Source organism: Pseudomonas citronellolis, assembly GCF_029335315.1.
In the GTDB taxonomy this organism is placed as follows: Bacteria; Pseudomonadota; Gammaproteobacteria; order Pseudomonadales; family Pseudomonadaceae; genus Pseudomonas; species Pseudomonas citronellolis_A.
Genome location: NZ_JARJLT010000412.1, coordinates 1 through 11,677 on the forward strand (window position 1 = coordinate 1; position 11,677 = coordinate 11,677).

An 11,677-nucleotide genomic window follows, 5' to 3' on the forward strand; every position below is an offset into this window, starting at 1 on the left:
TTGCCGTGGCGGTACCGGTAAGCGTGGACTTCGTCCGCGATCGCTAGGCCGCCGGCGGCAGGTTCCAGTAGCCGCGCTTGAACGGCGCGTCGCGGTCGGCCAGGTAGGTGGCGATGCGCTCCAGCACCTGGTGGGTGGGCGCGCGCACGCCGCTGAGCGCCTGCAGCGAGCCCAGCAGCAGGACCACCGTCAGCAGCAGCGGCGAGAGCGCCGGCAGGCGCTTGCGGCCCATGCACAGGAAGGCCGCGCTGGCGGCCATGCCGGCGCCGAGCCCGGCGTAGACCTCCGCCGGCGAGTGCACGCGGATTTCCAGCCGCGACACCCCGACCAGCACCGCGAGCAGCGCGCCCCCTGCGGCGGCGGCTATCCGCCAGCGCGGACGCCCCGGCGGCGCCAGCAGGCTGCCGAGCACCGGCAGGACGGCGCCGGCGAGCATGCTGTGGCCGGACAGGCCGGTGTAGTCCCAGGCCGGAATGGCCACGCCCCAACCCATGAAGGCCAGCTTGCTGGCCAGGGTGGCGCCGGCGGCGAGGCCGAACAGCAGCAGCCAGCGCTGGGCGTCGGGGAGCGCCCGGCGGGCCAGCAGCCAGGCGTAGATGAACAGTGCGCAGGGCAACAGCAGGGCGCTGTCGCCGAGGCGGGTGATGAGGTGCCAGGACATCGTCGTACGGTCGGGAGGTCTTTCGAAGGCGCCGACCATACCACGCCGGCCGCCGCGTTCCGGGCAACGGCGATCACCGGCCGGCAGAATCAGGGATTCTCATCCGGGTGCGTCGCTTCATCCTCGCGGCGCAGCAGTTCGCGCTTGCGCTCCAGGCCCCAGCGGTAGCCGCCGCTGCCGCCGGCCGCGGCGACCACCCGGTGGCAGGGCACCAGCAGGCCCACCGGGTTGCTGGCGCAGGCGCGGGCGATGGCTCGTGGGTGGCTGTGCAACTGCTCGGCCAGTTCGCCGTAACGCCGCGTCTCGCCGCTGGGAATGCCGGTCAGGGCGCGCCACACGCGCAACTGAAAGGCGCTGCCGTGCAGGTCCAGGGGCAGTTGGGCGGCGCGTTCGGGCTGTTCCAGCTGGGCCAGCACCTGGCCCAGCCAGTCGCCCAGGCCGGCGTCGTCGTGTTGCAGCTCGGCGGCGCCGAAGCGTTGGCGAAGTTCCGCTTCCAGCGTCTCGGCGCTGTCGCCGAAGAGCAGCGCGCAGACCCCGCGCGGGCTGGCCGCGAGCAGCACCTGGCCGAGCACGCAGGGCGCGATGGCGTAGCGCAGCCGGGTGCCGGCGCCTTTCTGCCGGCGTTGCGCCGGGCTCAGCGCGGCCGGCGCCTCGTAGAGCGCGCGGGTGCCGGAATAGCCGGCCTCCAGGGCGGCGTCGAGCACCGAGCGCGCCTGCGGCAGGGCGGCGGCCAGGCGCTGCTGGCGCCGCGCTTCGGCCCAGGCGCGCGGAGTCAGGCCGGTGCGGGTCTTGAAGGCGCGGGCCAGGTGCGAGGCCGACAGGCCGATGCGCGCGGCCAGCTCGTCCAGGGCCAGCGGCCGCTCGGCCTGGTCCAGCAACTGGCAGGCGGCGGCGACCAGGGCGTCCAGGCGCTGCGCCGGGCTGTCGCCGTCCGGCGTGCAGCGCTTGCAGGCACGGAAACCGGCCGCTTCGGCCGCCGCCGGGTCGGCGTGGAAGGCCACGTTGGACCGCGTCGGCCGCCGCGCCGGGCAGCTCGGCCGGCAATACACACCGGTGGAGCGAACGGAAAACACGAAGCGCTGGTCGAAGCCGGCGTCGCGTTCGCAGACCGCCTGCCAGAGGCGTTCGTCATCGGGAAGTGAGGGCATGGCGCTCTCCGTGGAGGACCAGGAACATGGAGAGATTGTCGGCGTCCCCCGGCGGGTGGGCAATCCGCATTCGGTTTTCAAACTGCCGGCTACGCTTGCAGGAGGACCGTAGAGAGCCGCTCATGCCCTGTCGTCGCCTCCTTCATTGCTGCCTGCTGCTGCTCGGCCTGCTGTGCCTGCCGGTGCTGGGCGACACGCTGACGCTCAGCCCGCGCGAGCGAACCTGGCTGGAAGCCCACCAGTCGCTGCGGGTCGGCCTGTACCGCGACGGCTGGCCGCCATTCGAGATGATCGACGCCCAGGGCAATTTCCGCGGCATCAGCGCCGACTACCTCGACCTGGCGGCGCAGCGCCTGGGGCTGAAGCTGCAGCCGGTGCTGTACGACGACTGGGCGCAGGTGATGGAGGCCGCGCGCAAGGGCGAGGTCGACCTGCTGCCGACGGTGGCGCGCTCGCCCGAGCGCGAGCAGTTCCTGCGCTTCACCCAGCCCTACCTGAGCACCAGCAGCCTGATCTTCGCCCGTCGCGACAGCAGCGTGCGGGTCATCGACGACCTCTCCGGCAAGCGCGTCGCGGTGGAGCGCGACTTCGCCGTGCACGACCTGCTGCGCACGGCGGTGCCGGGGGTTTCCTTCGTGGTCGTCGACGACACCGGCGAGGCGCTCAAGGCGGTGTCTTCCGGGCAGGCCGACGCCTACGTGGGCAACCTCATCTCCACCAACTACCTGCTTGGCCAGTTGAACCTGAGCAACCTGGAAGTGCGTGGCGACAGTGGCCTGGACAACAGCCAGGTGCGCTTCGCCGTGCGCCGCGAGCTGGCGCCGCTGGTGCCGCTGCTGGACCGCGCCCTGGCCAGCCTCGACGACGCCGATCACGAGCGTATCCGCCAGCAGTGGCTGCCGCAGATCGACCCCTTCGACTGGACCCAGCTGCTGCAGGCGGCCTGGCCCTACGTGGCCGGCTTCCTGGCGCTGCTGACCTTCGTCCTGATCTGGAACCGCCGGCTGCAGATCCAGGTGGCCGAGCGCGCCCGCGCCGAGGCCGAGGAGCACCGCCAGCGGCGCACCCTGCTGGCGCTGATCAACGCGATTCCCGACCCTATCTGGTTCAAGGACACCAACGGCCAGTACCTGGGCGCCAACCATGCCTTCGCCGAGTGCCTGGGGTTGTCCGCCGACGAGGTGGTCGGACGCAGCGACGCGCAACTGTTCAGCGCCGCCGCCAGCGACGGGCGCGGCGAGCGCGACAGCCGCGCGCTGTCCGCCGGCCAGCCGTTCGCCAGCGAGGGCTGGGTGGTCTATCCGGACGGCCGGCGGGTGCTGTTCGACACCCTGCGCAGCGCCTTCCACGACGACCACGGCGAGTTGCTCGGGCTGGTCGGCGTGAGCCGCGACATCACCGCGCGCAAGGCCACCGAGGACGCCCTGGCCCAGGCCCGCGACCTGGCCGAGCAGGCGGCGCGGCTGAAGAGCGAGTTCCTCGCCAACATGAGCCACGAGATCCGCACGCCGCTGAACATCATCATCGGCCTGGCGCACCTGCTCGAACAGACCGCGCTGGACCAGCAGCAACGCGACTACCTGGGCAAGATCCAGGGTTCGGGCCAGTACCTGCTGGAGCTGATCAGCGACATCCTCGACCTGTCGCGGGTGGAGGCCGGCAAGCTGGAATTCGAGCAGGTGGAATTCGACCTCGAACGCCTGCTTGGCGAGATGGTCGACCTGCTGGCGATCCGCGCCGCCGGCAAGGGCCTGGCCCTGGAGTGCCGCATCGACCCACGCCTGCCGTCGCGGCTGATCGGCGATTCGCTGCGCCTGCGGCAGATCCTGATGAACTACGGCAACAACGCGCTGAAATTCACCGAGCGCGGCCAGTTGGAGCTGGAGGTGCGCCTGGACATGCAGGCCGGCGACGAGGACTGGCTGTACTTCGGCCTGCACGACTCCGGCATCGGCATCACCCCGGCGCAGCAGGCGCGGCTGTTCGAATCCTTCCGCCAGGCCGACAATTCCATCACCCGCCGCTACGGCGGCTCCGGCCTGGGCCTGGCGATCTGCAAGCGCCTGGCCGAGGCCATGGGCGGCGAGGTCGGGGTGAGCAGCGAAGCCGGCAAGGGCAGCCTGTTCTGGTTCCGCCTGCCGCTGGGGCGGGTGGACGGCGCGGCGCCGATCGACCCGTCGCGCATCCTCCGCTCGCCCAGCGCGCCGCCGTTGCTGGAGGCGCCGGAGACGGCGGGCGGCGAGGCCGAGGTCGAACTGCCCGACGAACAGCGCCAGCAGGCCGAGCAGGTGGTGCGCCGCCTGGCCCACCTGCTGGCCGCCGACGATCCGCGCGCCGGGCGGCTGCTCGGCGAGCGTGCGCCTTTGCTGCGCAGTGTCTTCAATGATGGGTACGACGACGTCGCGGCGAGTGTGCGCCGCTTCGAGTTCGAACGGGCCCTGGAAAAACTGCTGGTGTTGTCGCGTGAGCGCGACATCCGCGTCTGACCCCGCGACTGGAGGAGTAAAGCCATGGACAGCATGCTGGACCGGCCGGACCAGGAAGTGATCCTGGTGGTCGACGATCAACCCGACAACCTCATGCTCATGAGCGAACTGCTCATGGGCCAGTACCAGGTGCGCGCCGCCGGCAGCGGCGCCAAGGCCCTGCGCCTGGCCGCCAGCGAGCCGCGCCCGGACCTGGTGCTGCTGGACATCATGATGCCGGACATGGACGGCTACGAAGTCTGCCGCCAGCTCAAGGCCGACCCGCTGACCGCCGACATCCCGGTGATCTTCCTCACCGGCATGGTCAGCACCGCCGACGAGCAGCGCGGCCTGGACCTGGGCGCGGTCGACTACATCACCAAGCCGATCAGCCCGCCTGTGACCCTGGCGCGCATCCGCGCCCACCTCAAGCTCAAGGCCAACGCCGACTTCCTGCGCGACAAGAGCGAATACCTGGAGCTGGAGGTGCGCCGCCGCAGCCGCGACCTGCAGGCCGCCCAGGACGCCACCCTGGAAGCCATGGCCACCCTCTGCGATTTGCGCGACAACCCGCACAGCCGCCACCTGCTGCGCATCGAACAGTACATGCGCCTGCTCGCCGACGCCCTGGCGCGCCGCGAGGGCGAGGCCGGCGGCCTGGACCTGGAGCAGATCGAGCTGCTGGCGCGCTCGGCGCAGCTGCACGACATCGGCAAGGTCGCGGTGCCCGACCGGGTGCTGCTCAACCCCGGCCAGCTGAGCCCGGAGGACACCCGCCTGATGCAGAGCCACACGCGCATCGGCCACGACGCCCTGGCCGCCGCCGAGCGGCGCCTGGGCACCCCGGTGGAGTACCTGCGCTACGCCAAGGAGATCGCCTACAGCCACCACGAACGCTGGGACGGCAGCGGTTATCCACAAGGCCTGCACGGTGAGCAGATTCCGCTGTCGGCGCGCCTGCTGGCGTTGATCGACTGCTACGACGAGCTGACCAGCCGCCATCCCTACCACGCCCCGTTGAGCCCGGAGGAGGCGCGCCAGCAGGTGCTCGCCGCCAGCGGCAGCCACCTCGACCCGCGCGTGGTGGAGGCCTTCGCCGAGGTCGCCGAGGGCTTCGCCGCCATCGCCACCCGCTACGCCGACGACGAGCAGGCGCTGGGCAACGAGATGCAGCGCATGGCCGACGCCCTGGGCGAAACCATCGAACTGACGACCACGCCGCCGTAATTCCGGCGTTCGGTGCTGGGCGGCGCCCGGCGCATGCCGTATAAGGGGCGGCTGCGGCCTGATTGGCTGGATCGAGGAACGACGACGGAACCTGATGAAAACACCCAAACGCATTGAGCCTCTGATAGAGGACGGTCTGATCGACGAAGTGCTGCGTCCGCTGATGAGCGGCAAGGAAGCGGCGGTCTACGTGGTGCGTTGCGGCGACCAGCTGCGCTGCGCCAAGGTCTACAAGGAAGCCAACAAGCGCAGCTTCCGCCAGGCCGCCGAGTACCAGGAAGGGCGCAAGGTGCGCAACAGCCGCCAGGCCCGCGCCATGGCCAAGGGTTCGCGCTACGGTCGCCGCGAGCAGGAGGAAGCCTGGCAGAACGCCGAAGTGGCGGCGCTGTTCCGCCTGGCCGGTGCCGGCGTGCGGGTGCCCAAGCCCTACGACTTCCTCGACGGCGTGCTGCTGATGGAAATGGTCGCCGACGAAGACGGCGACGCCGCCCCGCGCCTGAACGACGTGGTGCTGGAGCCGGAGCAGGCGCGCGAGTACCACGCCTTCCTCATCCGCCAGATCGTCATGATGCTCTGCGCCGGCCTGGTCCACGGCGACCTGTCCGAGTTCAACGTGCTGCTGGGCCCCGAAGGGCCGGTGATCATCGACCTGCCGCAGGCGGTCGACGCCGCCGCCAACAACCACGCCTTCCGCATGCTGGAACGCGACGTGGGCAACATGGCCGCCTACTTCGGGCAGTTCGCCCCGGAGCTCAAGGGCACCCGCTACGCCAAGGAAATGTGGGCGCTGTTCGAGGAGGGCAAGCTGCTCCCGGACACTCCGCTGACCGGTGAATTCGACGAGCCGGAGGAAGAGGCCGACGTCGACGCGGTGATGCGCGAGATCGCCGCCGCCCTGCGCGACCAGGAGCGCCGCGAGGCCGCCCGCGCCGAACAGGACGGCCCGCAGCAGTCGGACGAGCCGCCGCCCCCGCCCTGGTTGCAATGACCCCGGAACGCCTGGCGGCGCTGCTTGCCGCCAGCCCCGAGCGCCTGCGCCTGCTGCGCGTCCTGCGCGCGGCGGGCCCGTCCGGCGCCTGGATCGGCGCCGGCTTCGTGCGCAACGCGGTGTGGGATGCCCTGCACCAGCACGCCGAGGCCACGCCGCTGGCGGATGTCGACGTGCTGTATTTCGACCCCGGGTGCCTGGACGCCGAGCCCGACTACGCCTTCGAACGACAGCTGGCGCTGGCCTGCCCCGAGGTGAACTGGTCGGTGCGCAACCAGGCGCGCATGCACCTGCGCAATGGCGACCGGCCCTACGCCGATATCGCCGACGCGCTGCGCCACTGGCCGGAAGTCTGCACCGCCGTCGCCGTGCGCCTGCGCGGGGAGGAACTGGAGTTGCTGGCGCCGCTGGGGCTGGACGATCTCTTCGCCCTGCGGGTGCGGCCCACCGAGCACTTTCGCGGCAAGCCTGCGATCTACCGCGAGCGACAGTTGCGCAAGGACTGGCGGCGGCGCTGGCCGCTGTTGCGGGTGGAACCGCTCTAGCGCGCTGTATGCGCCTTTTGCCGCGCAACTGTGTACTTACACCCGGCGCCGGCCTTGCTAGCGTGGCGGCATCCCACCGAGAGTCGCCGCCATGCCCTTGCCGCATATCCTCCTCGCCCTGCTGGTCACGCTGATCTGGGGCGTCAACTTCGTCATCATCAAGGTCGGCCTGCACGACTTCCCGCCGCTGCTGTTCTGCGCCCTGCGCTTCGCCCTGGCGGCGCTGCCGCTGATCTTCCTGCGCGGGCCGCTGCCGGCGCCGTTCTGGCGCATCGTGCAGATCGGCGTACTGCTCGGGGTGGTCAAGTTCGGCCTGCTGTTCGTCGGCATGCACATGGGCATGCCCGCCGGCCTGTCGTCGCTGGTGCTGCAGAGCCAGGTGTTCTTCACCGTGCTGATCGCCGCCGCCTTCCTCGGCGAGCGCCCCAGCCGCCGCGCCCTGGCCGGCCTCGCCCTGGCCGCCGGCGGCCTGCTGCTGATCGGCCTGGAACGCCCGCTGGGCGACAGCCTGCTGGCCTTCGCCCTGGTGATCGCCGCGGCCCTGGCCTGGGCCTTCTCGAACATCGCCACCAAGCGCTCGGGGGCCAGCGACATGCTGCGCCTGATCAGCTGGGTGAGCCTGATCCCGCCGCTGCCGCTGCTGGTCCTCTCGTGGATTTTCGAGGGCCCGCAGGCGATGGGCGCGGCGCTGGGCAACCTGAACTGGGAAGGGGTAGGCGCGCTGCTCTACATCGCCTTCCTGGCCACCACCGTGGGTTTCGGCCTGTGGAGCTTCCTGCTGCGCCGCTACCCGGCCAGCCAGGTCACCCCCTTCGCCCTGGCGGTGCCGGTTTCCGGCCTGCTGTCCGGCTGGCTGCTGCTCGGCGAGCAACTCACCAGCCAGGACTGGCTGGCCTGCGCGCTGGTCTTCGTCGGCCTGGCGGTCACCGTGCTGCCGGCGTCGCTGTGGCGGCGCGATGCGGCGGCACAGGTGCGTGGCTGAGCGCGCCGAGCGTCAGGCCCGCGCCGTCAACCAGGCCAGTGCCGGCGAGCCGTGCAGCAGGTCCCAGGTGAGATAGACCATCATCACCGCTGTGCCCGCGTCTAGCCAGCGCCAGGCTGTAGCCGAGCGGAACAGGCCAGCGAGGCGGCGGCTGCCGATGGCCAGGCAGACGAACCAGGCGAGCGAGGCGAGCATGGCGCCGGCAGAGAACGCCGGCTGCTGCGCGATGGGCTTGGCCGCAGCGATCGATCCGATGAGTACCACGGTATCCAGCCACGCATAGGGGTTGGCCAGGCTGAGCAGGGCCGCGGTGCGCAGCAGGCGTGGTTCGGCGTGGGGCCCCTCCGCGGACAGCGTGGGCATCGAGCGATTGCGCAAGCAGGCGACCAGGCGCTGGCTGCCGAACCAGAGCAGATAGGCCGCTCCACCCACCACCATGGCCGAGGTAGCGGCTGGATGGCTGTCCAGCAGCGTACCGAGGCCGGCAACGCCCAGGCCGATCAGCAGCGCGTCGGCCAGCACGCAGATGACCACCACCCCAAGCAGCGGCCCGGCGGCGACGCCCTGGCGAATGACCAGGGTGTCCTTGGGGCCGGGGGCGGCGAACAGGGCCAGGCCCAATAAGAGTCCTTCGCTGAAGAGTGATGGTGTGACAGCGCTCATGTCGGGTCTCCACCCACTTGCCGAGTGGCCTGTGCGAGCGCGCTTGCTTGCTGAATACTGCTCATCCGAATCACCGGGTCTGTTTGCCGGAACCTGCGAGCCTGTCGCTCGCGCTGGGTGCCAAGTACCCCCGTGGGGGCATCGGGCGGCACCGATTGTGTGGGTCGAACTGTGCGCAGCGGCATCCAGGCTGTCCTTTTTGCAGGACGATTCATCTGCCGAGGGAGGGAGAATGCAACCGAAGAAAGCAGCGCTGCGCGAAATAGTCGTGCGCCGCGCGCGGGAACTGGGCAAGTCGATGACGGCCGTGGCCGTCGAGGCCGAGCTGTCCCGTTCGTATCTGTACGGCCTGATGGATGGCGTGGCCCAGGACCCATCGGTACGCACCCTGGTCCGCCTGGCCAACGCCATACAGGTCTCACCGCTACTGTTGTTCCGCCATTTCGCCGACCTTGAGGGCGCGCCCCTGGCCGGAGCCTCGTCCGCCCCGAGCAACCGTGCCGCCGGCCTGCGCGATCCACTGGACGTGGCGGTGTTCAACGCCGACATCACTACCCCGGACCAGACCCTGGTGCTGCCGGGCGAGGCCTTCTCCAAGGTCTGGGAAATCCAGAATCTCGGCCGTACGCCCTGGCGCGGGCGTCGCCTGGTGCGAGTGGACGACGAGTACGTGATGGCGCGGCGGGTGACCGGCAGCGAAGAATTGCAGCCGGTGCTGCAGTCGCACCTGGCGAGCTTGTACCGCCAGGTCGCGATTCCGGACACGCTGCCGGGCCAGCCGGTGCGCATCGCCGTCGACTTCGCGGCGCCGCTGGAGAGCTGCACGGTCGCCTCGGTCTGGCGGATCGAGGATGCCGAGGGCAATCCCTGCTACGGCCCGGCGTTCCTGCTGCATGTTCTGGTGACGGTCATGGCCCGCTGAATGCGGCGGGGTCGCCGGGTCAGACCGCCTCGCTCAAGCGCTCCACCACCCATTGGTTGATGCTCTTGCGGCTCAGCTCGGCCTTCAGCGCCACCCGCGCGTGCAGCGCCGGGTCCAGGCGCAGGCTGAGCTTGCCGGAGTAGGGCTTCTGCGGCTCGCGGCCCAAGTGGGCGCAGGTCTCCAGGTAGTCGTCGACCGCTTCCCGGAACAGCTCGCGCAACTCGGCCACCGACTCACCGTGGAAGCCGACGATGTCCTGGATGCCGGCGATGTGGCCGATGAACAGTCCGTCGTCGTCGCTGTATTCGATGTGGGCGACATAGCCTTTGTATTTCATCGGGCTCATGGTGCGTATCCCGCTCGTTCGAGAAAGGCCCGCGCATCGCGGACCTGGTAGGGTTTGGCTTCCTTGCCGGGATGCGGGCGGTGGAAGCTGGCGATGACGTCGTTGAGTTCGAAGCGCACCCGCGAGCCGTTGCCTTCGACCAGCCTGGCACCCAGCGAGAGCAGCAGCGATTCGATGCGCGCCCACTCCAGGTTGCTGGGGGTGGGGTGCGTGTAGAGCGCCTCCAGTGTCGCCCGCTGCCGGCTGTTCATCCGTGATGCCTCTATCTGGTATCGGATAATGATACCGTTTGGCGTCTTTTTCCAGTCGTGTGAGTCTTCCTGGCGGGGCGTCGGACGATTCCCTTGGTCCGCAATGCCAGGACGGTCGGGTTTTCGTAGGAGCGGGCCCTGCCCGCGATTCGCGCGCAGGGCGCGCTCCTAGGTGGGGATACTGTGGTGGGGCTGCGAAAGGCGCCTCGGCGCCATCAGCAAGGCATGCGCTGGGGCGTTCAGTGGCAACAGCCGCCGGACTCCAGGTCCTTGAGGATCGGGCAGTCCGGGCGGTGGTCGCCCTGGCAGTGTTCGTGGAGGTCCTGCAGGGTGTCGCGCAGGGCGCTGAGTTCGGCGATCTTGCGCTCCAGTTCGGCGATGTGCTGCCCGGTCAGCGCCTTGACGTCGGCGCTGGCGCGGCCGCGGTCCTGCCACAGGGCGAGCAGGCGGCCGACTTCTTCCAGGGAGAAGCCGAAGTCCCGCGAGCGGCGGATGAACGCCAGGCGGTGCAGGTCCTGCTCGTTGTAGTGGCGGTAGCCGCTGGCGCTGCGTCCGGCCGGGGCGAGCAGGCCGATGGATTCGTAGTAGCGGATCATCTTCGCCGACAGGCCGCTCTTCTTCGCCGCTTCACCGATGTTCATCGCTGTCTCCACTGGGCGTGCCGAGCTGCGCCGGCTTCCAGCGCTTGAGCAGCAGGGCGTTGCTCACCACGCTGACGCTGGAGGCGGCCATGGCGGCGCCGGCGACCATCGGGTTGAGCAGGCCGAAGGCGGCCAGGGGCACGCCGATCAGGTTGTAGATGAAGGCCCAGAACAGGTTCTGGCGGATCTTCGCGTAGGTGCGCCGGGCGATGTCCAGGGCTTCGGGGACCAGGCGCGGGTCGCCGCGCATCAGGGTGATGCCGGCGGCGTGCATGGCCACGTCGGTGCCGCCGCCCATGGCGATGCCGACGTCGGCGGCGGCCAGCGCCGGGGCGTCGTTGACGCCGTCGCCGACCATCGCCACCACCTTGCCGGCGGCCTTGAGCTGCGCCACCACCGCGGCCTTGTCCGCCGGCAGCACTTCGGCGTGGACGTCGTCCAGGCCCAGGGCCCGGGCCACCACGCGGGCGCTGCCGTGGTTGTCGCCGGTGATCAGGTGGCTGCCGATGCCGCGTTCGTGCAGGGCGCGCACCGCCTCGGCGGCGCCGGGCTTGAGGCTGTCGCCGAAGGCGAACAGGCCGAGCAGGCGCTTCTGCGGTTGCAGTTCGATCAGCCAGGACAGCGTGCGGCCCTGGCTTTCCCAGTCGCTGGCGCTGGCTTGCAGGTCGCCGGCGGCCAGGCCCTGTTCGTCGAGCAGGCGGCGGTTGCCCAGGGCCAGCAGGCGTTCGCCGACCCGGCCCTGGATGCCGCGCCCGGCCAGGGCCTGGCTGTCGGTCACGGCGCGCAGGTGCAGGCCCTGTTCGGCGCAGGCGCCGAGCACCGCCTTGGCCAGCGGGTG

13 protein-coding genes are annotated in these 11,677 nt (G+C 70.4%); 6 read left to right on the forward strand and 7 right to left on the reverse strand.

Annotation, left to right across the window (positions count from 1 at the left end; all coding sequences use genetic code 11):
• Nucleotides 1-43: 43 nt before the first annotated feature.
• Both P3W75_RS31205 and ada read right to left on the reverse strand, forming a co-directional pair.
• Nucleotides 44-661, reverse strand: a complete 618-nt coding sequence (locus P3W75_RS31205; protein WP_276231195.1) for a phosphatase PAP2 family protein — start codon at nt 659-661, stop codon at nt 44-46.
• 89 nt (nt 662-750) lie between these two features.
• The gene (gene ada / locus P3W75_RS31210) at nt 751-1,809 is read right to left on the reverse strand and encodes a bifunctional DNA-binding transcriptional regulator/O6-methylguanine-DNA methyltransferase Ada (RefSeq protein ID WP_276231196.1); all 1,059 of its coding nucleotides are present in this window, start codon (nt 1,807-1,809) and stop codon (nt 751-753) included.
• 122 nt (nt 1,810-1,931) lie between these two features.
• Between ada and P3W75_RS31215 the strand changes: the two genes are divergently transcribed.
• The 5 genes from P3W75_RS31215 (at nt 1,932) to P3W75_RS31235 (ending at nt 8,016) form a co-directional block, all read left to right on the forward strand.
• Nucleotides 1,932-4,295: an ATP-binding protein gene (locus tag P3W75_RS31215; protein ID WP_276231197.1), complete on the forward strand. Its 2,364-nt coding sequence runs from the start codon at nt 1,932-1,934 to the stop codon at nt 4,293-4,295.
• A gap of 24 nt (nt 4,296-4,319) precedes the next feature.
• Nucleotides 4,320-5,501 carry a response regulator gene (locus tag P3W75_RS31220; RefSeq protein WP_276231198.1) on the forward strand — a complete coding sequence of 394 codons (1,182 nt, stop codon included), beginning with the start codon at nt 4,320-4,322 and terminating at the stop codon, nt 5,499-5,501.
• Between the two features lie 94 nt (nt 5,502-5,595).
• A complete protein-coding gene (locus P3W75_RS31225; RefSeq protein ID WP_276231199.1) occupies nt 5,596-6,489 on the forward strand; it encodes a PA4780 family RIO1-like protein kinase in 894 nt (297 codons plus the stop codon).
• On the forward strand, nt 6,486-7,034 hold the full coding sequence (locus P3W75_RS31230) for a nucleotidyltransferase family protein (RefSeq protein ID WP_276231200.1): 549 nt from the start codon (nt 6,486-6,488) through the stop codon (nt 7,032-7,034). The genes P3W75_RS31225 and P3W75_RS31230 overlap by 4 nt, the downstream gene beginning before the upstream one ends.
• 91 nt (nt 7,035-7,125) lie before the next feature.
• Nucleotides 7,126-8,016, forward strand: coding sequence for an EamA family transporter (locus tag P3W75_RS31235; RefSeq protein WP_276231201.1), 891 nt, complete (start codon nt 7,126-7,128; stop codon nt 8,014-8,016).
• Between the two features lie 12 nt (nt 8,017-8,028).
• Here the strand turns inward: P3W75_RS31235 and P3W75_RS31240 are convergent, their stop codons facing one another.
• Complete coding sequence (locus P3W75_RS31240; RefSeq protein ID WP_276231202.1) at nt 8,029-8,679, reverse strand: LysE/ArgO family amino acid transporter; 651 nt, start codon at nt 8,677-8,679, stop codon at nt 8,029-8,031.
• 232 nt (nt 8,680-8,911) lie between these two features.
• Between P3W75_RS31240 and P3W75_RS31245 the strand changes: the two genes are divergently transcribed.
• A complete protein-coding gene (locus P3W75_RS31245; protein WP_276231203.1) occupies nt 8,912-9,601 on the forward strand; it encodes an NBR1-Ig-like domain-containing protein in 690 nt (229 codons plus the stop codon).
• Between the two features lie 19 nt (nt 9,602-9,620).
• Here the strand turns inward: P3W75_RS31245 and P3W75_RS31250 are convergent, their stop codons facing one another.
• The 4 genes from P3W75_RS31250 to P3W75_RS31265 form a co-directional block, all read right to left on the reverse strand.
• Complete coding sequence (locus P3W75_RS31250) at nt 9,621-9,947, reverse strand: type II toxin-antitoxin system HicB family antitoxin (RefSeq protein WP_276231204.1); 327 nt, start codon at nt 9,945-9,947, stop codon at nt 9,621-9,623.
• A complete protein-coding gene (locus P3W75_RS31255; protein WP_276231205.1) occupies nt 9,944-10,198 on the reverse strand; it encodes a type II toxin-antitoxin system HicA family toxin in 255 nt (84 codons plus the stop codon). Before P3W75_RS31255 ends, P3W75_RS31250 begins: the two co-directional genes overlap by 4 nt.
• A gap of 239 nt (nt 10,199-10,437) precedes the next feature.
• Nucleotides 10,438-10,839, reverse strand: coding sequence for a Cu(I)-responsive transcriptional regulator (gene cueR / locus P3W75_RS31260; protein ID WP_276231206.1), 402 nt, complete (start codon nt 10,837-10,839; stop codon nt 10,438-10,440).
• On the reverse strand, nt 10,826-11,677 hold an 852-nt coding region (locus P3W75_RS31265; RefSeq protein ID WP_276231207.1), incomplete at its 5' end, for an HAD-IC family P-type ATPase. The genes P3W75_RS31265 and cueR, both read right to left, overlap by 14 nt.